Origin of the sequence: Bacillus sp. ISL-34 (assembly GCF_018613325.1) — a bacterium.
In the GTDB taxonomy this organism is placed as follows: Bacteria; Bacillota; Bacilli; order Bacillales; family DSM-1321; genus Peribacillus.
The window spans coordinates 156,550-179,959 of record NZ_JAGGQJ010000021.1; the positions used below are offsets into that span (position 1 = coordinate 156,550).

Sequence of the window (23,410 nt, forward strand, 5' to 3'; positions counted from 1 at the left end):
TTTTATGAATTCGAATCGAAAAGCCTAACATCTTTTTGTTCGGCCTTATATATATCATCCATCACGGAATGACGTTTGAAATAATACAACAGTGTAAACAGAACAGAAACGCATAAAATGATATATACAATAATGAACATCGTGAATAAAAATCCAAGGTTTTCGTACGAAGTGACTGAATCCTCCGTGGTCAGCATCCTGTATATCGTCCATGGCTGTCTGCCTGTACAGGCAAAAATCCAACCGCATTCAATCGAAATCACCGAGAGTGGCCCAGCAGCAACAAACAGCCAAAGAATCCATTTCGGATAAGTCTCTTTTTTCAGCCATTTATTCCATACCAATGCAAACAGTGCCAACGCGATTAAGCCTGAACCAATGATGACCATGGCATTGAATAAAATATGGACATATAGCGGCGGCCAATACTCTTCTGGAAAATCGTTCAAACCGGTCACGACCGTATCGAAGCTATTACCTGATAGAAAGCTTAATAACCATGGGAATTCAATCCCATACTTCACTTCCTGCGCTTCCCTATCGGTATAACCGAACAAGGTAAGTCCGGCATGGTCCTTTGTTTCAAACAACCCTTCAGCCGCGGCCAGTTTTTCGGGCTGTTCCCTATATAAATGCTGTGTAGTCGCATGACCGTTCAATGCCGTCAAAAAAGAAAAGACCAAACCCAATACAATACTGAGCCTCAATGCCTTTTGGTGAAAATTAAATTCAGCAGTGCCATATTTATTTTTCAGCATCTTATAGGCTGCAACGGCAGCTACGACAAAAGCCCCTGTAGTATAAGCAGTCAGGGCCGTATGTCCTGCCGTCACCAAGAAACTTGGATTGAAAAAAGCCGCCCAAGGATCGACATCGACGATTTCCCCATTTTCAAACCGGAACCCAGCCGGTGTCCCCTCAAAAGCATGGACATTCGAAATCAAAACAGCCGAAGCCATTGCTCCGAATGCAACAAAGAATAAACTCACGATTCGGGCCCATGGCTTGATTTTTTCGGCAGCATACACATAGATTGACATGAACAGCGCTTCAACCATGAATGCATATATCTCGATCTGGAATGGAAGCGCCATGACGCGTCCAATCACTTCCATGAACCCAGGCCATAATAGTGACAGCTGCACACCCGCAATCGTACCAGTCGGTATCCCGACCCCAAGTAAAACCCCTAATGTTTTGGTCCAGCGTTTAGCCATGACAACATACTGTAAATCCTTTGTCCTTTGATACATCAGTTCCGCTGCCAACATCATCATCGGCAGCCCGACGCCGATCGTTGCAAATATGATATGTACAGCCATATTCGTCCCGAACATCGCACGGGCCATTTGTATATGATCCATACTGTCTTCCTTTCTAACCTTTGTCTCTTGGTAGTATCTCCTCTGGAAAGGAAAATATTTAATAATATTCCACAAACTAAGTTTTTATAGGCTTTGCAAAAAGTCAGTATTTTACTTAATGATGTATTTGGTTGATAGTTCACTGAATATTCTATCGAGGTTATTATTGAGATATATTTAGTCTGGTTGATCGCTTCTTAAACTCACTAAGCAATATTGAAAAGCATTATCACTTAGACACGTATCAATACATTCTTGGATGGGCGCGGATTGTAGCCAATGAAAGCTTTGAAATAAAGGTCTCTTCAATGCAACGGCCGCCCCATTCGCGCCTATTTCCAGACACATTGTAACCGCCAAAAGGTGCCTTCAAGTCGATGATACCCACTCCACTGTACCTACCTTTTATATTTTCCCGCCTGATACATAGGCTGCCAATCAATACGGTGTGTCGTTTATAAACTTCATTGCTTCTTCGACCCCGTCAAAGACACTCACCCCGAAGACCGGTCGAAAGATTTCTTCATGTTCGATCGTCATTTCGTTCGTCATATCAGCAAGGATAGTAGATTACACATAGAAGCCTCCGTCCGAACCTTTTGGCTTCCCAGAACCACCAGCGAAAACTTCTAAGCCGAAATATCCAATTGTGAATTATGATTACTTTTAACAGCAATCCTGCCACTTTAACTTATAATTTAGGGTTATGCGCAACGAACGGGTCACCAAACAAACACCATTTAAAACACTAGGAGTTAAATCGAGGATTGCAGCGAATTCTTTTCAGTTCTCTAAAGAACTCTTTATTCATTTTTATATTTCCTTCAATAAAAAAACACACATACTCTACAATATAGTAGTCTATGTGTGTATTTGCGGCCGGCTTTTACTCTTGCCCAATTTTCCTTAAAGCACGGGTACTAGCCTATATATTTATTTTTAATCCATGACATAAAAAGAACAATACAATAAATACGAAGATAAGTTTTTGCAAAAATCGCTCTATGTTTCTAGCGAGTGGTTTTTGCACCAGAACTAAGGATTTTTAAAATAAAAAAACTCTACCAAATCGTAGAGCCTTTTTAAACATGTGTTCAATAACTTGTACTTTTATGAATGAAAAAAAATGGATGAACTCAGCAATATAAAATAATCTTTCTTTCATTATAAAAAATAGGTTTATTCTGATTTAACTAATTAGAAACTCTTGACTTAATTGATTTATTCCGCTTTGCACTATTCAAATATCCAAATATTCTAAATATTCAACAGATACCTTTACAAGAAAAATCCAGATTCAGGATCTTAAATCCTAAATACCCTTTGAACCTTTTTATCAATCACTTCCTGTAATTAATAAATCATCCTGTAACTGAATTAACACTGTTTCATTACTTACATTTTGATTTTTTGTTACCTCAATTGAAACAATATGACCACTTACACCAGTCTCAATTTCTACTTTTTTATTGTCCGTTGTATGAACTACCATTAGTTTTTCCCATTCATATACATAAGAACCTTGACTAACAAATATGTTTTCAACTTTTCCACAACAAGGACTATAGACAGTTTCTATAACTTTTTTCATCTTAAAAACCTCTCTTTCTAAAGAAATAAATTAGAGATTTCAAATATCATACTTACACCAGCCATGTAAGAAGCTAGACGCATATCTATTTGATAATTTTGGGCTATTGAAGAAACCTTTTAAAAAAGAATGACTATTATTTCGTCATTTTTGTGCCATTCCTTCTGTCCAATAATAGCCTGATTGTTTTGCACCCATTCAAAGTATGAAGCCGTTATTCCACCAAAACTAGCAAGTAAGTCTAGTACTAGCATTATGTTCCGTTTTCCTAATATGGTTGTTGCTTCAATTGTTGTAGGTCCATTCGCAACTTCGACCGCAATCACAAGTATGAATGCGTTCTGCATTCATACTTGTGATTGCTTAAAAAATAGCAGGAGGAACAAAGGATCTTACTCTTTTTCAAATAGCTCTTCATTGGGTTTTAGCACAGTAATTAATTTGCTACAAACGTCATTGCCCCCACATACCCTCGACTTAACCGTTCTAATTTAGAAGAGGTCATGTTACGGGGATCGCAAACAATAACCCCATTTCCTCCCCCAAAAGTAAGATCAAAAATCCCACATTTCAAACTCATCCACATGGATAAAGCAGTTACTTCTTTGATGAAAACGAACTCGTCCCTTTGTAGGCCCTGCTGATCATTATGTTGAGATATTTCACTTTACTTATTTGCCGGCTTTTCGACTTGATCGATATTGATGAGGATTGCCTCTTGCCTTTTCTTTGCACATCGTAGGTTATAAGTTTCTATATGAAAGTTAAGGATAATCTACATTTAAAAACATAGCCACATCTTTGCTTTTTTGTTTTCTCTGTTCCCGCATACTTGCTCGATCTAATGCCGTTTCATGTAATTTTTTTTCTTCTTCTGTCTCCGGAATAACTTTTGGAACACGTGTTGGACGTTTTTGTTCATCAAGTGCAACAAATGTTAATAAAGCAGTCGCTGCAATTCTACGAACACTGCTTTTTAAATCTTCAGCAATAATTTTCACAAAAACCTCCATTGAAGATGTGCCTGTCCATGCCACATAAGATATAAAACAAACTGAATCCGTAGTACGAATGGGATGTAAAAAGTCAACTGAATCTGTGGAAGCAGTTACACATTCACTTCGACTATGACGTGCTGCAGAAATCGATGCTACTTGATCGACGTCACTCATTAATCGGCCGCCAAATAATGTATTATGATTGTTCACATCATTTGGAAATATACGACTCGTTCTTATCACCCTTGATTCTCTGCAATATTTTGCTTCAATAAACCCGTCCTCCTAAAACATGGGACCTGAAATCATCACCTATGTAAACATTTAGTATATGGTTATATTATGATACAATTTTGCGCTTTTTATCCTTAAAACACTATCGGCGTACGTAGCCTAGTTCCGAGAATGCGCAGCTTTCTTTAAAATATCATTCACCATCTGCTGTTGCTTAAGATCTCTGCGTAGCATTAAAAGCTCCTCCTGTTCGAGTGAACTGTTGTCTTTCTCTTGGAAGGAACCAGACTTTTCATACTGGTGAATCCACCGGTCATGGGAGGACGGGGTCAGATCATATCTTCACTGATTGCTTTCTTTGATTCCAGTTCCGTTAAACGGCACCATTATCAATGAATTCGACTTATTTATCATCAACGTAAATCTTCCTTATGCATGTTAATTCGGAGAAAGAGAGAAGATTTATGGTTATATTTTTCTATTTTTAGAAAGAGTAGGTATGCCTATCTGTTTAGTTTCACAGTTTCGAACTCTAAAAGTAAAAATCTTCACCCATTTTTATAAACTCATCAATTATTTAGAAAAGAATCCTTTAAGGGCAAAAGCAATATTTTGTGGTCTTTCTGCCAAGCGACGCATAAAATAGCCAAACCAGTCGTTACCAAAAGGAATATACACACGCATTGTATATCCTTCTTTAGCTAAACTTAATTGCATGTCTGTTCTAAATCCATATAACATCTGAAACTCAAATTGGTTACGTGGAATATTATGTTTTTGAACAAACTCTTTTACTCTGGCAATGATACGATGATCATGGGACGCAATCGCCGTATAGCTACCACTCAGCAAATGCTCTTCAATGATTCTCATATAATTTTTATCTACTTCTTCTTTCTCTTGATAAGCCACTGAAGGAGATTCTTGATAGGCTCCTTTAACTAAACGAAGGGGAATTCCTTTTAATTCTTTTACGTCCTGTTCCGCTCGATATAAATAGGATTGAATCACTGTTCCTACATTATCATATGTTTCGCGTAATTCTCTCAGGATATCTAACGTGATTTGGCAATGTGCATGATCTTCCATATCGATTCTGACAAAATTGTTGTATTTCTTGGCTGTCTCAAGAATTAGACACATATTTTGAACACAAAAATTCCGATCAATGTCCAAACCAAGTTGGGTCATTTTTACAGATAAATTACTATTTACTCCTGCACTACCCATAGCTTCCAACGTTCTTACGTTATATTCCGTTGCCTCTATTGCCTCTATTCTACTTGAAACAAATTCCCCTAAATGATCCAGTGTACAAACCAAGCCTTTTTCATTTAATTCTTGAACTTTCTTAATTGCACTTTTGATAGTATCTCCTGCCACAACTTGGGAAGCCCCAAATCGAAGGCCCCATTTTTTCGCAGCTTTATTTAACGCTTTGTTGTTGGAAGCGTGAAGAAAAATATTTTTTGAAACATCTGCCAGCATGAATATATCCCCCTAAATACATATCCTCGTTTTATTAAATGGGGCAACCTTTTTAAATTGCCCCAGCTTTTATTAAAGTGTTTCGCTAGTTGTTTTCGCTTGCATGTGTAGAATCAAGTAATCAGGGCCACCTGCCTTCGAATCCGTTCCAGACATGTTGAACCCACCAAACGGATGATACCCAACGATTGCACCTGTACAACCGCGATTAAAGTATAGATTACCTACGTGGAATTCTTCTTTTGCTCGTTCAATATGATCAGGAGTGTTAGAAAGTAACGCACCCGTTAAGCCGTAGTCTGTGTTGTTCGCTATTTCCATCATATGATCGAAATCGCGTGCTTTACAAAAGGCAACAACAGGTCCAAAAATTTCTTCCTGCATCAGACGTGCTTTTTCATCAATATCCGCAAAGATGGTCGGTTCAATTAAGTACCCTTTGGAGTCGTCCCCTTCTCCACCAGTCATCAACTTGCCTTCTTCCTTTCCTATTTCGATATATTTCATGATTTTATCGTATGAAGCCTGACTGATAACGGGGCCCATATAGGTATTTCCATCTTCTGGGCAGCCAATCGTTAATGTCTTAGTTAATGCCACTGCTTTTTCAAGTACCTCATCATAAACATCCTGATGTACCACTGCACGGGAACCAGCCGAACACTTTTGTCCGGAGAATCCAAAAGCAGAGTAAACAATCGAAGAGGCCGCTACGTCCAAATCCGCGTCTTTATCTACGACTACAGTATCTTTTCCGCCCATTTCGGCAATCACACGCTTTATCCAAATTTGACCCGGATGTACTTTTGCCGCGCGTTCATAAATGCGGCAGCCTACTTCACGGGAACCCGTGAAGGAAACAAAGCGGGTTTTCGGATGATCAACAAGATAATCGCCTATTTCCGAGCCACCTCCTGGAATATAGTTAAGTACACCATGAGGCAGACCTGCTTCTTTCATCACTTCAACGAATTTCGCTGCAATCACTGGTGTGTTATTTGATGGTTTCAGAAGAATCGTGTTTCCAGCTACAATCGCTGCAGCTGCCGTTCCGGCCATAATTGCTAAAGGAAAGTTGAATGGAGAAATAATGACACCTACACCAAGTGGAATATAATTGAACTTGTTTGCTTCTCCCTCTCGACTTTTTACAGGTACTCCGTCCTTTAATTGCATCATTTGACGGGCATAGAATTCAAGGAAATCAATTGCTTCAGCCGTATCTGCATCAGCTTCTTTCCACGGTTTTCCAGCTTCTTTAACAAGATACCCTGAAAATTCATGTTTGCGACGACGAATGATATCCGCAGCACGAAATAAAATGTTAGCACGTTCTTCTGGTTTTTCTTTTTTCCATGTATTGAATGTAGACAATGCTGCTTGCATTGCTTTCTCAGCTAATTCTTTATTCGCTTTAGAAACTCGACCGATTACTTCTTCCTTATTTGCTGGATTTATCGATACAATTTGTTCATTTGTTGTAATGAATTCTTCTCCAATGACAAGTGGATAATTTTTTCCTAGCTCTGATTGTACAACTTCTAAAGCCTTTTTAAATTCACTTTTATTTTCTTCAAGCGTAAAATCTGTAAATGGTTCGTGTTTATATGTTTTAAGGTCCGTATTGTTAGTTGTAATCATGTTATTCTCTCCCTTTAAAGATAGATTTGTATAATCGATGTAATAGTGGTTCATCTTTAGTTAAATAAAAGCAATGAATAATTTTCTAATGATAGTAGCTGCCTCTAATTTTTTTAAACTGAAATACTAATTCTTCGTTTACTTGAAAAAAGTTTGCTAATCCAATATCGCCTCCTTTATTAACGGAAAATTTATAATACAAACAATATTCAAAAACTAATATAAACACATTATAATTCTGTTTATACACTTTTGTATACTATTTTTAACAAAATCGTTTAAAAAAAATAAAATTGAACACTTTTGTTCAATTTATTTTTTTCGAAAAATAGATTATTATTAGCTTATGAAGCTAATCTAAACAATATATGGATGAATTCACTTTATCTTGGGAAGAATTCACCCCCTATTAACCCGCTTCTTTTTAATCAAATCATAGCTTCTGAACCACACAGTATGTAAATGGCTGTAGGAATGCCTTCAATCCTAACTTCAGAACAACTTTTTGATTTACCGATGTTCATGTTCCAAATTACTTTAAAGTAAACAAAACTGTATAGTGATTGTTCCGTTTTCGGGAAATGAATAGACAAATATGCATAAAATATATTATCATATAATTCTTAATATTTTTTCATCTTTTATTTATAGTCCATATGCAAATTGAATTTTTAATTCTAATAAGCAGAGGAAATAAAAGAGGAGATTGTTAATTAATTATTTGTTTCTTGTTATAAGGGGTTACACTTTCTACTATTTTTTGAAAGATTTGAATCCCCTTAATTTTTTTGGTTTTTACGTTATAGAGAGGATGTAGGATATGAATCATCAACAACCTGTATTAAAGAAAGAGTTGAAAATTCGGCATATTACCATGATTTCTCTCGGAGGAATAATCGGTGCTGGGTTATTTGTTGGAAGTGGCCCGTTAATCAATACGGCAGGGCCAGGGGCTATTTTCTCATATGCGCTAGCAGGATTACTGGTAATTTTGGTGATGCGGATGCTTGGGGAAATGTCAACAGCAAATCCATCAAGTGGCTCTTTTTCCACTTATGCCCGAGAAGCGATCGGCCCATGGGCCGGGTACACGATTGGCTGGTTATACTGGTTTTTCTGGGTAATTGCAATTGCAGTCGAAGCAATAGCAGGTGCGACAATTATTCAATATTGGTTTCCTTCTTTGCCTTCTTGGTCAGTCAGCCTTATGCTTACTTTTTTATTAACCCTAACTAACATCTATTCTGTTAAATCATTTGGTGAGTTTGAGTATTGGCTGTCCATGATCAAAGTTGTCAGTATTGTTCTCTTTTTAATTCTTGGAGGGGCCATTATATTCGGTTTCATACCAGGTATAGAATCACCTGGTGCTTCAAACCTTCTACATAGAGGTGGATTCCTGCCATCTGGAATAAGTTCTGTCTTTATAGGAGTTGCCCTTGTTATGTTCTCTTTTATGGGGAGTGAAATTGTGGCGACTGCAGCAGGGGAAACCTCAAATCCTGAAAAAGCAATGAGGGTTGCTACAAATACCGTTATCTATCGTATCTTAACTTTTTACCTAGGTTCAATTTTAATAATTGTAACAATTCTTCCATGGGACTCTACTAGTTTGATGAAAAGCCCTTTTGTTTCTGTCCTAGAACTTTTAAATATACCAGCTGCAGCTCAAATCATGAACTTCCTTCTTTTTACGGCAGTACTTTCTTGCTTGAATTCTGGTATTTACACGAGCTCCCGTATGTTATTTTCGATGGCGAAAAATGGAGATGCTCCCCGAATGTTTTTAAAGGTAAATAATAAGGGGATACCAATGAATGCAATATTAGGATGTACCGTTATCGCTTATATTAGTATTGGATTCAATTACGTCTCTCCAGATAAAGTATTTCTATTTTTAGTCAATGCTTCCGGAGGTGTAGCACTTCTAGTCTATCTAGTGATTGCCTTCTCTCAGTTACGTATGCGAAGAAAATACGAAAAAGAAAATCCTGGAGCACTTAAGATCAGAATGTGGTTATTTCCTTATTTAACATATGCCACGATTATTACGATCACTAGTATTTTTATCTCGATGACATTTATTGATTCCTTACGTTTACAATTCTTTTTAACACTACTTCTCACTATACTGATTGTCGGTTCTTTCTTTGTCTTAAAGAAAAATAAATCATCGGATTTATTATCAACGAACAAAGAAAAAAATGCTTCTTAATTACAAAACGCAGGGAAATATATCATAAACAATGGACTCTAATCCACTAGAACTTAGGCACGGCAGGCCATTAAAAATCCCTACTCAGATTAGTCATTTGATTTACCCCTGTCAAGTAGACAGTCATAAAAAGACTACAGTCATCGAGATTCGATTTTCAGTCGGAGCTCGGTGGCTGAGTCGTTTTTGGAATCGTTACTTGTAATAATAGATATTCTACCACGCCTTGAATCAATTCTTATTCCGTTTTTAAATTGCCTACCCCATTCAAATACATCTGTACAGCTTTCATTTTCTTTTCCTTTGAATATTTCTCGAAGTTTTGCCCTTTTTTTTTAGCCATAATAAAATCCCCTCCGGGTAGTAGTGTAACATCCACGATTGTTTGTGGTCTTTTTACACTGTCTACCATTAGGGGATACTATCAAAGCAGTCCTTTGAACAGTCTTCAGAAACTGGCCATAACAAAAGGTTCGATACCTTGTTGTTTTTGTAAAATACCTTCGTCTTCTAATGCAATGATAGCTCTTCTCATTATAATACGACTTGCATAATTCACCTTCCGTAGATATTCGATCTCCTAAACTGTATATCCCCGTATCTATATTCTTTTTATATCTTCTTTTAACTGCATATAAAGCCGCATAGATGATTTTTATAGTAATAAATAGGTAGCGTAACCCGGGAATTAATAAAGAGCCTAACTTATTTTTCAAAAATTCAACCAAATAAATCAGTTTAATCCATATTCTTTAAGCTTATTGTAGAGTGTCCCTCTGGACATACCGAGTAATTTGGCAGCAGCACTTTTGTTTCCATATGTCTTGCTTAAGGCTTCTTGAATCATGAATAACTCATCTTTTCCCTCTTCCTGTAATGATGTTTCATGTGGGCCTGAGATATGGCTATTATGAACATAATAGTTACTAGTTATGTTTTTTTGAAGATGATTGCTTTTAATAGTATTTTCATCATTCAGAAGGATAACACGTTCCACAACATTCCGAAGCTCGCGGACATTTCCTGGCCATTCATAGTTAACTAATATGGTTATAACTTCTGGTCCAATTTTTGGAATTGGTTTCTTATATTTAGAACTGAACTCTTGCACAAACTGTTCAACTAACTTGACAATATCTTCTGGTCTTTCACGTAAAGGAGGAATATCAATGTTAATTACAGTTAAGCGATAATAAAGATTTTCGTTGAATTTCCCTTCCTTTACCATTTCTTCCAATGCCTGAGAAGTAGAGGCGATAACACGTGTATGTGTCGTCAATAATTCCGTTGTACCTACACGATAAAATGATCCATGTTCTAAGTAGTTTAGAAATTTTTCTTGAATGTCTAAAGGCATTTTATCAATTTCTTCAATAAATAATGTTCCATTATGTGATTGTTCAATTTTTCCGTTTTTTCCAGTCCTCTTATCAGCTGTAAAAACTCCTTTTTGATATCCAAATAATTCAATCTCTAAAAGAGTGGAAGGAATGGCTGAACAATTAATAGATACAAAAGGGCCGGTACGCTTTGAACCGCCGTAATGAATAGCTTGTGCTAACATCTCTTTTCCTGAACCTGGTTCTCCGGTTAACAGGACAGGAATGTCTGCGTAGGCAACTTTTTGCGCAACCTTCACTGCTTTTTGAATTTCTACATTAACTCCAATAATAGAGGAAAAAGGGTTGTCCTGATGGATAAGTAACGGTAACGAAGAATCAAGTTCCTCGTTTAAACGGACAATTTGAGTAATATCATGTTCTGTTGCAATACCTCCAATAACTGTATTATCCTTTATAACTGGAGAGGCATTTACTAATACGTGATTATCATTATTAGGGCGATGATAAGCCCCACGAACGGGACGTCCCTCATTTAATATGCGATGTAATATAATGGACTCTGATTGAAAATGCTCTCCAATCTTTTGACCAAGGATATTTTCACGTTTAATGCTGTATGTTCCCTCAGCGACGGTATTCCAGCAGATGACTTTCCCCTCTTGATCCACAGCTGTGACTGCGTCATTAATGGTTTCCGCCAATGTAGAAAAGTATGCGGATAGCTCCGAGTTTTTCAATTCCAACTGCTGAACCCATTGGTTTGCAGTTATAATTCCAATAATTTCTTCATTTTCTGGATCTTTAATTAGGACCGGTCTGCTCCAATCAGTTTGTAACCTGGAAAGTTCAGCTATTGTAGAAATGGTACAGGGAGTCCACTTTACCTTTTCAATCCACTCGATTACAGACAGTGAATCATCCACTAATGCCAAGAAATTGCATTCATTCTTTGAAACAATGTAGTATTCTTTCGCTGAAATAATCACAAAATCACACTTTAAAAAGTTGTTCATTATATCAATTAAAGTTGTATAGGGTTTCACTATAGTGAAGGAGTTGTCTAGGTTAATTTGTTCCATTTTACATAATAAACCCCTTTTATTATTTATTTTATGAGAAAGTATAAGAATTTATACAGTATCATCTTCTAAAACAATCATAAAACAAATATGTTTAAATAAAAACTAATAACTTTATTATAATATAAACTTCACTTATGTTTCTTACGATTGATTTTCTGTAAAAGAAATAAAAAAACTCTTTCATTAAATAGAGTTTTTTATACGAATGTTAATAATAGTGATATACCCCCACCAATTAAAAAAAATAATCTTTCATTAATTATATTTCTGCATTGCCTATGTACTGAGTGTTCAAAAAATCAATAAATCAACTTTGTAACTTAATTAACACTGTTTTATGTGCACTCGCTAATAATATATGAAACTATACTAACTCAAATTGTTATGCTAATAGCGTATGGTTTCATAAAACAAAGAATGAAAATAAATTCTTGAAATTCGAAAAGATGAAGTTAATCAAAAACTTCCTTGCCACGCTTAATGCCTCACGTATTGAATATCCACATTTTTCATTGCTGAATCAACTTATATTTATATATATTAGATTGGTGCGATTTTTCCAATATTTTAAAAAGGTTACGAATAGCATTCCTCGTTATTTCATCCCATTGTTCAAAAAGGCTGAACACTGCTTCTCTACCTTTCTATATTAATTTCGGCTACATCAAAAATAGTAGTCTTAAGATAGTTAGCTGCCGAAAAAAAGGCATCATCTTTTAACCGCAAATCCACTTATTCATCTCCTGCCCCTTTTAAATTATCTAATAATTGAGCGTTGCCACATAAAGGATAAACCTAGTGGAATATGATAGCAATAATCACTCATGACAAATTATTGAAGATCCTTCATAATTGGTGACCCAATAGGAATAAGATAGCTTAAAACCCATCTAGAAAGTGTAACAAGAGAGGAGAAAAACACTTTGTCCCTTTTCAAAGATCCGCTATCACCAGATCAAATGCTGGCTGTGATCAGAAATGGCCTGGGACCTTCCCAAATCCCCAAAAAAATCATTATCATTGGTGCCGGCATGTCTGGTTTGGTTGCAGCATCCCTTTTAAAGCAAGCTGGGCACGATGTAACGATATTGGAAGCAACCGGGAGGCTCGGAGGACGTGTTTTGACCATACGGGAGCCATTTTCAGAAGGTTCCTACTTTGACGCAGGTGCCATGCGCATTCCGAATTATCATTACTTAGTTGCGGAATACATCAAGAAGTATGGTTTAGGAGTAAACACTTTTGTGAATGCAACTCCTAATGATCCCATTTATGCCAATGGAATCAAGACGACCGCTGCCATATACCAACGGAACCCGGATATACTGAGGTACCCCGTAGCTCCCCATGAAAGAGGTAAAACAGCTGAAGAATTACTCAATATGGCAATTAAGCCTGTGACTGACTTCATCATTCAAAACCCAAGTAAAAATTGGGAAATAGTCATTAAAGAGTTTGATAAATACTCCATGAGCTTCTTTTTGCAGTACAATCCAGTAGGAATCAGTCTATCAACAGGGGCGATTGAAAGCATTAAAGTCCTGATGGGTTTAGAAGGATTCCCTGAACTTTCTTTTCCTGCCATACTACGGGAGCTTATGCCACTCTTTAATCCAGACGTAAAATTTTTTGCAATCGAAGGCGGAAACGACCGGCTTCCATACGCTTTTCTACCGGAATTGAAGGATAACCTTAACTTCAGATATGAAGTGACAAAGATTGTTCAACATGATAATCAAGTCACCATCCATTCCAAACATACTCAAAGCCAAAACCCCTTAACGGTTACCGGTGACCTTGCCATCGTGACGATCCCACTTCAATTGTTGCAATTGATAGATATTGAACCCCGGAATTCCTTTTCCCATAATAAGTGGAAGGCAATAAGGGAACTCCATTATGCTGCGTCCACGAAAATCGGGCTTCAGTTCACTCATAGGTTTTGGGAACAGGAAGGAATTTTCGGCGGTAAATTAACGACCGATTTACCCATTAGATTTTCTTATTACCCCAGCCAAACGAGCAACCAGAGTGAATCCGGTCTCATCTTAGCAAGTTATACATGGGAAGATGATGCCACATTATGGGATATCCTTCCGGAAAAAGATCGTATACAACACGCATTGAAAAATTTGGCAACGGTCCATGGAAAACAAGTGTATGATCACTTTTTATCGGGGGCTTCTTATAGCTGGACACTGAATCAGTATGCCTACGGCGCTTTCTCCATGTTTAAACCTGGTCAGGAAACGGACTTGTTTCCATACATCCCAACCCCTGAAGGAAGGGTGCACTTCGCTGGTGAGCATACATCAACCGTACCAGCTTGGATTGAAGGAGCCATTCAATCCGGCATCAGGGTTGCACATGAAGTGACGAATCTGCCTAGAACATACGGGTGATCCTTGAATGGACCTTTTCTTTAGTTATTTAACTTAAGAGCATTGACAAAAGAACCTTCCATTTGGAAGGTTTTCGTTCTTATGAACAGTCACTTTACCCCTCCTTTTGAACCGAAGTCTATGATCCTTAAGTCCACTTCATAATTAATATCGGCTTTACTGAAAATTTCGTCCCATTTCTGCTTATTTTTCTCCCAAAACTTTGGATGCTGATTTTCCACATAACGATACAATCCTGCTACCCCTGTTTTATATTCATGCTGTAATTTGTATACGATTTTCTCGACATCCTTCTTAACTTCATCCTCGGCAACACGCTCAACATCTTTTAAATAGCCTTCCTTAAATGAGTTTTCCTTACCATACCAATCTTCCGAAAGTCTTGCTGTGTACCCGACCTGAATATTTATCGTCAAATGATCCCCGTTCAATTCGGTCTTGATTTTCCTCCTTGTCCTATTGAGCAATTCAACACTTAGAGGCTTACCGTGTTGGTCCGCTTCGATTATTCCGCCCTTTACCTCTCCGTTCAACCAATTCAATGCTGCTATATCCTCATCATTCATGACCCCGACCAACTTTGAATTGTTGATCACCCCTGCACCCTCCAAAATTAATTTTCCTCCCCTAATATCAACGGCCTGAATGGCAAAGCTTCCATCTGATTGTAAATTTGAGGATGCTTTGCCTAGTGTTAAAGGCGGAAGTATCTTATTCGTTCTGTTCTCATTATCTTTCAATTCATAGATTACATTGGAAGGAATCTCCCCATCGTCGGATAGTCCCAAAATTTCTTTCGTCGGTCTCTTTGTTAAATAAACAAGACAGCTTCTCCTTGTATTATTATCGCGTATTGACTGATTAATGATCGATTCCATCGGGATTTTCCTTAATACATCTTCATTAATGAGCATGATACGCTGATGATTGGTTAAAACCGTATTGGTTAAGAGTAAAGAATCCCTAATTGCTTCATGCAGCGTTTTGGCACTGACGGTAACATTCTTAAATTTTAATTGGGCCTGATTCTCCTGAACACCACTTCCTGGAGGCACCAGAATTTGCTGTGTTAACATGATTTCATCTTTCTTTTTGCCTTTATCGATTCCCACTCCTACGACAATAGATAATTCTTCTATATTTTCACTGTCCCAACAGCCTGCAAGCAAAGGAATAAGCAAGATCAACCATAATCTTTTCATCCGCTTCTTCTACTCCTTTTCACTTGAACGATTGCAAATGTAATAATTGGCAAGCCAATCAATATAAAGGGAAATACATATCCCAGCAAATCGCTCATTTTAAAAATCCCGATTATATCTTTAGGGAACTTTGCCAGAAAAAAAACAATTGGAACCAAAACAATAAGGTTCGTTGAATATGAATTGTTAAAAATCTTCGTCATGCCTTCTGCTGCGAAGTAATAATAGATTGCATGTGTACAAAAGAACTGGAGAATCCAGGTGATTAATAGAAATAGCTCTAAACGTTCTATAAATATCCCTTTTACTTCATACGATTGAATATAGGAAATGGTTGGCCAAGTTACAGCTTTGACTTCTGGCACAGACAGTGTAGCGACTACCAGAACATATGTAATTACATATAATATCAGCGGTATGAAAAAACCGATTAAAACGCCACTTTTTACCTTGTTTTGATTTTTAACCACACCAAACAAAAAGATGAAAAGCTCAATTCCAAAAAAAGACAAAGTCCCCGAGCCCATTCCTTTCATGACAGGAAGAAATCCTTTCGCAAGGACAGGCTGGAGGTTTTTTAACTCGACTACTCTGAGACTGAACAAATAAATGAGCAAAACGATGACTATTGTCAAAGGAAGAAAGAAGACACAAGCCTTAGCTATGGCTTTAATTTTGCCTGTCAAAAGATGCACACTCGCTAAAATCAAGGTAAGTATCACGATTTCAACCGGGGTTTCCTCCAACAAATAAAATCGGACCATTTCACTCATTGCAAGAACTTCAAAGCTGGCCACGCCTATAAAGTACAACACCACAATCAATCCAATAAGTTTGGCGAGCCACTTTCCATATGCCTCCTCCATGTATGTGTAATAGTTAGCCACCTTATGTTTTTTTAACAGAACAACCAATAAGCATAATAAAAGGGCAATAGCGATCCCATTTAAAATCAAAACGATCCATCCATCGGACGAATGAATTTTTTCCGTTATCGTCCTTGGAAGCGTCAGCATCCCAATTCCTAACATGCTGCATGAAATGATCGCTGCCAATTCTCCACTAAGAATTTTGCCGTCGGATTGGCTCAAGAAAGTTCCCCCCCTTTTTTCCGCTTCGGTAACCGTAAGAACGCATCCTTCCAGGTCTTTTTACCGATAAAATCCATTGGTTGAAAATAAGGTTCCTGAAAGCTGGTCAATTTCGACAAATGGCTGATAACGATGATAAAGAATAATGTGGTTCCGTATAAACCTAAAACGGCGGCAAAAATCATCGCCCCGAACCTTAATGCCCTGAACGCCAGTCCAAAGCTATATTGCGGTACCGTAAAAGAGGTAATCGTCGTGATCGAAACAATTATGACCATCAGGGAACTCACAATATTGGCTTGAACGGCTGCTTGGCCAATAATGACCCCACCAACCAATCCAACCGTCTGCCCAATGGGTGCCGGAAGCCGAATACCTGCTTCGCGAAGCAGTTCAATTGTCAATTCCATGATGATTGCCTCTACAAAAGGAGGAAAGGGAACATTTTCCCTTGTACCTGCTATTGACATAGCCAGTTCTGTCGGAAGCAATCCAGGGTTAAACGAGACCAAGGAGATATAAATCCCTGAAAGAAATACGGTAACAAATAAAGAAAAATAGCGAAGTACACGCAAAAAAGATCCTGCTACCCATCTTTCATAATAATCATCCGGTGACTGCAGCAGCATCGTGATCGTCGTTGGTGCCATCAACGCAAATGGCGAGCCGTCAACCATGATGGCCACCCTGCCCTCCTGCAGTGCCGCCAATACTTTATCCGGACGCTCCGTATTCTGGATCTGAGGGAAAGGGGTAAACGATGTATCTTCAATTAATTCCTCAAGCATCCCCGAGTCTTGGAGATCAGTAGCTTTCACTGCATTTATCCGTTTATTCACTTCTTTCAGCAAAGAATCGCTTGCTTTTCCTTCATAATAGATCAATGCAACTTCCCGCTTTTCAAGCGTCCCTAACTTCTGTTGTTTGACGATAAGGTTGGGATGGTTTGAATATTGCCTTATCAAGCCGATATTTTCTTGTAGACTTTCGATAAAACCAAGCTTCGGTCCACGGACAACCCTCTCTGTCGAAGGTTCACCCAGTGTACGGTTTTTTTCCTTTGCCAGGTTTAAGACATAACCTTTTACCATTCCATCTATAAATAAAAGCGTTTTTCCGTCAAAAATATGCTCCTTGGCTGTTTCATATGTTTCAACATCCTGTTCCCTGACTGAACAGATTTTGGAAATGACCAGCTGCTCGATGGAAATCGGGTGACTGGTTTCAACCTGGGCAGCAGATAAATCCAGGACTATATCATTGAATGCTGGATAATCCATCGTTCCATTAACAAATACAAATAATCCTGAAACTTCATAACCGGGAATGAATATCTGTTTAAAAACTACATCATCCTGCATACCCAATTCAGATTTCAATTTTTCCTGCTTTTGATCCAATCCAATATGCAAGGGTTTACTTTTCATGGTGAACTCCTTTGGTTAAATGGGTTTTTATTTTTAAGTTTCCTCTATTTTCAATTTTTTTATGCGAACAGGAAATGGTGACAGCTGTTAAACCAAGGATTTTTTAATGAATTTCCTTTTTGAAGCAAGCAACATTAACATCCAAAATGGTTAATATGTAATTAAATTGCAAATGCTAGGATAATAAGCTTTAGTGCAGAGGTGACAACATTGTTTAACCACAGAAAGTACAAAAAAAAACCCAATCAACCAAACGAAAAAAATGATGAATTAAATAAAGTTTCGGAAGTAAGAGAACTATTCAATACCCTATCTTCATCCAATGATTTCATAAACCATCAAGGAACCTATAATGGCGTAGGCTATTGGGTCTCTTTTTATCGCTCTTTAATTGATGCACAGGTACTTCATGAAAGTGTTCTTTCTGTCATACCTACTCTGGAAACGATAAATTTGGAGCAAATTAAAGAGAACGTACCTATTGAAAATACACTGATCACCAGTACCAAGGTTGTGATCGAAGAAAGAATCATGAGAGGCGAAATTGCACTTCGTTTAGATGGAAATCTTGATGAATGCCTATTAATCAATGTTGCGGCCCAACGTGGAAGACAAGTTGAAAAACCTGAACTTGAATTTGGCATCATAAGTGCTCTAGAAGCTTTTGTCGAGGATATTGATACCAATCTGAATTTAGTCAGAAAAAGGCTTCCTTTCCCTGGATTGCAAGTAAGTGAAATGACTGTGGGATCCTTGTCTAAAACGAAAGTGGCAGTTTTATCAATAGAAGGAATCGTTGATCAGGAAAATGTTGATAATGTTATACAAAGGATCAATGACGTAGAGTTTGATGAAATATTGGACGGGTCCTATCTCGCGCAAATGCTATATGATAATTCAAATACCTTGTTTCCCCTTTTTCTAAATACGGAAAGACCTGATCGCATCGCTAGTGCATTGGCTGAAGGTAAAGTAGCCCTGTTAATCGATAGGTCGTCCTCAGCACTTATTACTCCAACCATTTTGTTGGAATACTTTATCACCATGGAAGATTATAATATGCCGTGGATTCCCGCATCTGCATTCCGTTTATTAAGGATATTCGCGGTCGCTTTTTCCATATTTGCCACTCCCATTTATGTAGCCGTGCTGACCTATCACTATGAACTGATTCCTAAAGATCTTTTGGAAACGATCGTCACTTCAAGGAACTTAATACCTTTTCAGCCTTTGATCGAAGCATTATTCCTGGAGATCTCCATTGAGTTATTACGGGAAGCGGCTGCCAGGCTGCCAACAAAGGTAGGTCAGACATTAGGTATCGTCGGCGGTATCGTTATCGGTCAAGCAGCCGTTGTAGCTGGTTTGACCAGTAATATCTTATTGATCATCGTTGCCCTCTCGGCATTGGCATCATTTGTTACTCCCATTTATAAAATGGGTAATGCCATTAGGCTGCTGCGGTTCCCCTTCTTAATCGGGGCCCAGATTTGGGGGCTGCTCGGCATTACCATAGCAGCCGTGTTTTTGATGACCCACCTTATCAAATTAACGTCGATGGGACACCCGTACCTTGAACCGATATACCCATTTCGCATGCAAGATTGGAAAGACAGCTTTGTTCGGCTTCCTTTTAATCTTTTCAAGTCGCGGCCTGTAAATTTACGTCCTGATGATATATCCAGACAGCCACAGCCCAAAAAAGCAAGAATCAAAAAAAATGATTTTAATGAATGATTTAAATGAGGGTCCTATATGAACCAAGCTGGAGTTAATGAAAAGTATAAAGTGTCACCGTTCTATGTGTTTTTTTTAGTGCATTCCATGCAAACAGGAGTAGGCGTTTTAAGTTTTCAAAGGCTTTTAGCGAAGTCAACGGGAACGGATGGCTGGATTTCGATACTACTAGCCGGCCTGATCGTTCATATAATGATTTGGTTCATATATAAAATCTTCAGTATCGTTCCTGGAGATATCATTTCTGCAAATAATCAGGCATTCGGGAAATGGATGGGGAATTTCTTCAGTCTATTATTCATTCTTTACTTTTTTATCCTTAGCATGACAGTCATGATCAGCTATATAAATGTCATACATGTATGGATGTTTGAAGAGGTACCATCTTGGGCGTTTTCAGTGGTTTTCCTAGTTTTGATTTATTATATTCATACGGGAGGGTTCCGTACGGTTACGGGGATTGCCTTTTTAGGCGTCTTTTTGACATACTGGCTTATATTTGTCCTATTCTATGCCATGAAATACTCTGATTTCTCTAATTTGCTTCCTGTTTTCCACCACACTCTATTGGATATATGGAAAGGAGCCAGAAGTACTTCAATAACGTTGCTTGGTTTTGAAATGATCTTAATGTATTATCCGTTCATCAAAGATGCTAAAAGATCACAAAAATATGCTCATTGGGGGGCCTTGACGACAACCTTAATTACCGTATTCGTTTATTTGGTTTCACTTATTTTTTATACACCAAAACAGTTGGAACTGACTATATGGCCGACACTGACAATGACCAGAATTGTCGAATTGCCTTTTATCCAGCGATTTGAATATATAGATGTTTCTTGGTGGGCCATCGTCATCATACCCAACATGACCATTTCCTTGTGGGCAGCAAGCCGAGGTTTCAAGCGCTTATTCAGTGTTCAACAAAAGTATCCATTATGGGGGATGTCGCTTATTATCCTGCTTACCAATATATTTGTTTTTGATGTCGATTCACTATATATACTAAATAAAATAATCGATCCATACGGCGTGCTCTTCCTTGTTTTATACTTGCCACTTCTTTTGGTCATCATCTATCTAAAGAAAAAGAGGAAACGTTTATGAGTAAATTATTTCTTGTTATCTTGACTTTTCCCCTCCTTTGCAGCTGCGCCCAGCCAAGAGTGGTAGATGAAGTCAATATGTCCCAAGCCATTGGCTACGATATACTGAAGAATGATATTGTCGAAGGAATGTTCGTCATCCCTATCTTCCAACAGGACAAGATGGGTAAATACGAAATTTTAAGTGGAACATCGACGACAACAAGTGATGTTCAGGCTGTCGTTTCCAAAAAAGCGGATAAGCCGGTATTGCTTGGTCAGACACGCATCATTTTATTCAGCGAGAAAGTGGTTCATGAAATCGGAATAACAGAACTGACCGATTACCTTTACCGTGAGCCACAACTTGGAAACAGGGTCATTTTAGCCATCGTTGAAGGAAAGGTCAAGAATGTAATAAATGCGAAACCACCAAATACGAATGTGAATATTGGAATCTTTTTATCAGATTTGATCAATCAGCAAATTGAAACAGCGAACGGACCGGATACTAACCTCCATATTTTTTTAGGCGACTCTTTAGAAGATGGCGGCGATTCGTATCTTCCTTTAATTAAATTTATCAATAATGAAGTTACGGTTTCTGGAGTCGGACTATTTCATGAAAATAAAATGGTCAGTAAAGTTAGTACAAGAGATATGTTCATTTTTAAGACATTAGTTCAACATCATAGGCGGGGAATATACAAGTTCAAATTAAATGACAAGAAAAAAAGCGATATCGTAGTGGAAAGTATCCGAAGCGGTTCAAGTTATGAGGTATCCGGTTCAGAGAGAAATCCCTCGATCACGATCAAGATCAAAATCAAAGGGCAAATCAAGGAATCGATGCGAAGTGACAACCTTACCAATAGAAAGATGATAAAAAAAATCGAGCAGGATATGGAAGCTGATTTATCTAGGCATGCAAACCGTCTTATGAAAGATTTTCAGAAAAAATCCCTTGACCCGATGGACTTAAAGCAAAAATACCACGCCAAAAATAAAAAAATGACCTATGAACATTGGAAAAAGATTTATCCGGTGATGGACATTAATATAGAAACTGAAGTTAACATCATCCAAACTGGGGTCTCTGAATAATAAATTGTCGATAGGCCATTTTGAATTCATCAATCGCAAAAACAACAATCATATATTAAATGAGTCACAAGGTTGCTGGTGAACAACTCGGTTATTTTACTGATGGATGGCAGGTTCTTTTGAATCCGCAAGAAATGTAGTTAGCCGGATTCATGCAAAAGGGTTAAGTCCCTTTTAAAGCAGGATAAATGAAACAGAATTATTTACCTATCGTTGTTACATATATAACAGGAGCTGACTTTATGAAAAAACCTATGAAATCAATCATCGCTGCCGCAGTAATAGGTATAAGTTTAATCGCAGGATTCTCTTTTGCATACGCAGGTAACGAAAAAGATGAATTGAAATCGGATCAAGTGACCTTTTTTGGCTCCCCAACTTCTGCAATTTCCAGTTCAGTTGCTATACCTAATAGTTATAACCGGATATTGTTTAGCGGAACAGTAGCTCCCCTTTTAAAAAAAGATGGAAAAACTACTTATGAGAGATATGGCAATACAGAAAAACAGGCAATCGGAATTCTAGAGAAATTAAAAGCAGAATTGAAAACAAAAGGACTTTCCCTCGCTGATGTAACCTATCTGCGTGTTTATGTCGCGCCAGATCCAAACAAAGGAGATGCACCAGACTATCAAGGCTGGTTTGAGGCTTATGCTCTGTTCTTTAATACAAAAGAAAATCCAGTGAAAACAGCTCGTTCAACAGTAGGCGTTGAAAGTTTGGTTTCGCCGGATTATCTCATTGAGATTGAAGCAGAAGTAGCCTATAAAAATAACGGCAGGCAAGCAAATAAATAGACGATAGATGTATGGTCATGATACAAAATACCGGTGTTCCAGGCTAAGTTATCATTCTTATCATTGCACTCCGGATAATTTTTGAATACAAAAAGAGACAGGAAGTTACTCCTGTCTACAGTCTTTTTATGGCTTTTACAATTTGAACGTTGATTTCCACTCCAGGCACTCGCTTTCCGCGGGCGGTCCGGGAGCCTCCTCGGCTTGCGCCTGCGGGGTCTCCCCTAGACGCGCTTTTCCCGCAGGAGTCTCGCACCTTTCGCTCCAATCAACTCTGTTATAAATTTTAGATAGAACCTCTTTTGCCTACAGTCTTTTTTGTTTTAAAATGGAAGTATTAAAACTTGAGGCTGCTTTCTAAACATGATTCTATTCAGCGAGATCAACTTGAAATGATTACTTTAGATCAATTGGTGCCAGCGAACCATTTGGTTCGTAAAATTGAGGCTGCCATTGACTTCTCTTTCATTTATGATTTGGTGAAAGATATGTATTCAGAGGTAGGACGCCCAAGTATTGATCCAGTTATTTTAGTTAAACTGACATTCATTCAATATACCTTCGGTATTCGTTCAATGCGTAAAACTATTGAAGAAGTTGAAACAA

General features: G+C 37.9%; 19 protein-coding genes and 1 pseudogene. 7 read left to right on the forward strand and 13 right to left on the reverse strand.

Translation table 11 applies throughout. The features are described 5' to 3' along the window. Positions 1-2 precede the first annotated feature (2 nt). The 9 genes and pseudogenes from J7E52_RS15275 to pruA all read right to left on the reverse strand — a co-directional run bounded on the left by J7E52_RS15275 (position 3) and on the right by pruA (position 7,316). Positions 3-1,364, reverse strand: coding sequence for a cytochrome ubiquinol oxidase subunit I (locus J7E52_RS15275; protein ID WP_214748050.1), 1,362 nt, complete (start codon positions 1,362-1,364; stop codon positions 3-5). Positions 1,365-1,608: 244 nt separating this feature from the next. Then, complete coding sequence (locus J7E52_RS15280) at positions 1,609-1,752, reverse strand: hypothetical protein (protein WP_214748053.1); 144 nt, start codon at positions 1,750-1,752, stop codon at positions 1,609-1,611. A 50-nt stretch (positions 1,753-1,802) separates the two neighbouring features. Then, positions 1,803-1,928, reverse strand: coding sequence for an aldehyde dehydrogenase family protein (locus tag J7E52_RS27440; protein WP_396020281.1), 126 nt, complete (start codon positions 1,926-1,928; stop codon positions 1,803-1,805). Positions 1,929-2,700: 772 nt separating this feature from the next. Next, entirely contained in the window at positions 2,701-2,955 is a 255-nt protein-coding gene (locus J7E52_RS15290; RefSeq protein ID WP_214748057.1) for a biotin/lipoyl-containing protein, read from the reverse strand. 119 nt (positions 2,956-3,074) lie between these two features. Beyond that, the gene (locus J7E52_RS15295; protein WP_214748060.1) at positions 3,075-3,302 is read right to left on the reverse strand and encodes a Rossmann-fold NAD(P)-binding domain-containing protein; all 228 of its coding nucleotides are present in this window, start codon (positions 3,300-3,302) and stop codon (positions 3,075-3,077) included. A 104-nt stretch (positions 3,303-3,406) separates the two neighbouring features. Further along, positions 3,407-3,613 (reverse strand): annotated as a pseudogene (locus tag J7E52_RS27445) (Glu/Leu/Phe/Val dehydrogenase dimerization domain-containing protein); the annotation flags it as partial. Between the two features lie 106 nt (positions 3,614-3,719). Next, complete coding sequence (locus tag J7E52_RS15305) at positions 3,720-4,226, reverse strand: acyl-CoA thioesterase (RefSeq protein WP_214748134.1); 507 nt, start codon at positions 4,224-4,226, stop codon at positions 3,720-3,722. 534 nt (positions 4,227-4,760) lie between these two features. Next, positions 4,761-5,675, reverse strand: a complete 915-nt coding sequence (locus J7E52_RS15310; RefSeq protein ID WP_214748066.1) for a proline dehydrogenase family protein — start codon at positions 5,673-5,675, stop codon at positions 4,761-4,763. 72 nt (positions 5,676-5,747) lie between these two features. Further along, the gene (gene pruA / locus J7E52_RS15315; protein WP_214748069.1) at positions 5,748-7,316 is read right to left on the reverse strand and encodes an L-glutamate gamma-semialdehyde dehydrogenase; all 1,569 of its coding nucleotides are present in this window, start codon (positions 7,314-7,316) and stop codon (positions 5,748-5,750) included. Positions 7,317-8,136: 820 nt separating this feature from the next. Between pruA and J7E52_RS15320 the strand changes: the two genes are divergently transcribed. Further along, positions 8,137-9,531 (forward strand): amino acid permease, encoded by a 1,395-nt coding sequence (locus J7E52_RS15320; protein WP_214748072.1) that lies wholly within the window; start codon positions 8,137-8,139, stop codon positions 9,529-9,531. A gap of 733 nt (positions 9,532-10,264) precedes the next feature. Here J7E52_RS15320 and J7E52_RS15325 read toward each other — a convergent pair. Further along, on the reverse strand, positions 10,265-11,953 hold the full coding sequence (locus J7E52_RS15325; RefSeq protein ID WP_214748075.1) for a sigma-54 interaction domain-containing protein: 1,689 nt from the start codon (positions 11,951-11,953) through the stop codon (positions 10,265-10,267). A 962-nt stretch (positions 11,954-12,915) separates the two neighbouring features. On the opposite strand from J7E52_RS15325, the gene J7E52_RS15330 reads away from it, so the two are divergent. Then, positions 12,916-14,358 (forward strand): flavin monoamine oxidase family protein, encoded by a 1,443-nt coding sequence (locus tag J7E52_RS15330; protein ID WP_214748136.1) that lies wholly within the window; start codon positions 12,916-12,918, stop codon positions 14,356-14,358. Positions 14,359-14,447: 89 nt separating this feature from the next. Here J7E52_RS15330 and J7E52_RS15335 read toward each other — a convergent pair whose 3' ends face one another. Genes J7E52_RS15335 through J7E52_RS15345 form a run of 3 tightly spaced genes read right to left on the reverse strand, consistent with a single transcriptional unit; the run spans position 14,448 to position 18,078 of the window. Continuing rightward, complete coding sequence (locus J7E52_RS15335; RefSeq protein ID WP_214748078.1) at positions 14,448-15,560, reverse strand: Ger(x)C family spore germination protein; 1,113 nt, start codon at positions 15,558-15,560, stop codon at positions 14,448-14,450. Beyond that, on the reverse strand, positions 15,557-16,651 hold the full coding sequence (locus J7E52_RS15340; protein ID WP_214748081.1) for a GerAB/ArcD/ProY family transporter: 1,095 nt from the start codon (positions 16,649-16,651) through the stop codon (positions 15,557-15,559). Before J7E52_RS15340 ends, J7E52_RS15335 begins: the two co-directional genes overlap by 4 nt. After that, positions 16,648-18,078: a spore germination protein gene (locus tag J7E52_RS15345; protein WP_214748084.1), complete on the reverse strand. Its 1,431-nt coding sequence runs from the start codon at positions 18,076-18,078 to the stop codon at positions 16,648-16,650. The genes J7E52_RS15340 and J7E52_RS15345 overlap by 4 nt, the downstream gene beginning before the upstream one ends. Before the next feature lie 210 nt (positions 18,079-18,288). On the opposite strand from J7E52_RS15345, the gene J7E52_RS15350 reads away from it, so the two are divergent. From J7E52_RS15350 to J7E52_RS15370, 5 genes are all read left to right on the forward strand, one after another. Beyond that, complete coding sequence (locus J7E52_RS15350) at positions 18,289-19,815, forward strand: spore germination protein (RefSeq protein ID WP_214748087.1); 1,527 nt, start codon at positions 18,289-18,291, stop codon at positions 19,813-19,815. Positions 19,816-19,833: 18 nt separating this feature from the next. Next, a complete protein-coding gene (locus tag J7E52_RS15355) occupies positions 19,834-20,925 on the forward strand; it encodes a GerAB/ArcD/ProY family transporter (protein ID WP_214748090.1) in 1,092 nt (363 codons plus the stop codon). Continuing rightward, complete coding sequence (locus J7E52_RS15360; protein ID WP_214748091.1) at positions 20,922-22,007, forward strand: Ger(x)C family spore germination protein; 1,086 nt, start codon at positions 20,922-20,924, stop codon at positions 22,005-22,007. The genes J7E52_RS15355 and J7E52_RS15360 overlap by 4 nt, the downstream gene beginning before the upstream one ends. A gap of 188 nt (positions 22,008-22,195) precedes the next feature. Then, positions 22,196-22,804: a Rid family hydrolase gene (locus tag J7E52_RS15365; RefSeq protein ID WP_286197792.1), complete on the forward strand. Its 609-nt coding sequence runs from the start codon at positions 22,196-22,198 to the stop codon at positions 22,802-22,804. A 392-nt stretch (positions 22,805-23,196) separates the two neighbouring features. Then, the coding region (locus J7E52_RS15370; protein WP_396020283.1) for a transposase at positions 23,197-23,410 on the forward strand (214 nt) is incomplete at its 3' end.

Excerpts from the sequence above, each read along its gene's own strand:
- J7E52_RS15325 (WP_214748075.1), bottom strand. The coding sequence starts at position 11,953 with ATGGAACAAATTAACCTAGACAACTCCTTCACTATAGTGAAACCCTAT.
- J7E52_RS15310 (WP_214748066.1), bottom strand. The coding sequence starts at position 5,675 with ATGCTGGCAGATGTTTCAAAAAATATTTTTCTTCACGCTTCCAACAAC.
- J7E52_RS15355 (WP_214748090.1), top strand. The coding sequence starts at position 19,834 with ATGAACCAAGCTGGAGTTAATGAAAAGTATAAAGTGTCACCGTTCTAT.
- J7E52_RS15335 (WP_214748078.1), bottom strand. The coding sequence starts at position 15,560 with ATGAAAAGATTATGGTTGATCTTGCTTATTCCTTTGCTTGCAGGCTGT.
- J7E52_RS15275 (WP_214748050.1), bottom strand. The coding sequence starts at position 1,364 with ATGGATCATATACAAATGGCCCGTGCGATGTTCGGGACGAATATGGCT.
- J7E52_RS15330 (WP_214748136.1), top strand. The coding sequence starts at position 12,916 with ATGCTGGCTGTGATCAGAAATGGCCTGGGACCTTCCCAAATCCCCAAA.
- J7E52_RS15365 (WP_286197792.1), top strand. The coding sequence starts at position 22,196 with ATGAAACAGAATTATTTACCTATCGTTGTTACATATATAACAGGAGCT.
- J7E52_RS15360 (WP_214748091.1), top strand. The coding sequence starts at position 20,922 with ATGAGTAAATTATTTCTTGTTATCTTGACTTTTCCCCTCCTTTGCAGC.
- J7E52_RS15345 (WP_214748084.1), bottom strand. The coding sequence starts at position 18,078 with ATGAAAAGTAAACCCTTGCATATTGGATTGGATCAAAAGCAGGAAAAA.
- J7E52_RS15320 (WP_214748072.1), top strand. The coding sequence starts at position 8,137 with ATGAATCATCAACAACCTGTATTAAAGAAAGAGTTGAAAATTCGGCAT.
- J7E52_RS15290 (WP_214748057.1), bottom strand. The coding sequence starts at position 2,955 with ATGAAAAAAGTTATAGAAACTGTCTATAGTCCTTGTTGTGGAAAAGTT.
- pruA (WP_214748069.1), bottom strand. The coding sequence starts at position 7,316 with ATGATTACAACTAACAATACGGACCTTAAAACATATAAACACGAACCA.
- J7E52_RS15295 (WP_214748060.1), bottom strand. The coding sequence starts at position 3,302 with ATGCAGAACGCATTCATACTTGTGATTGCGGTCGAAGTTGCGAATGGA.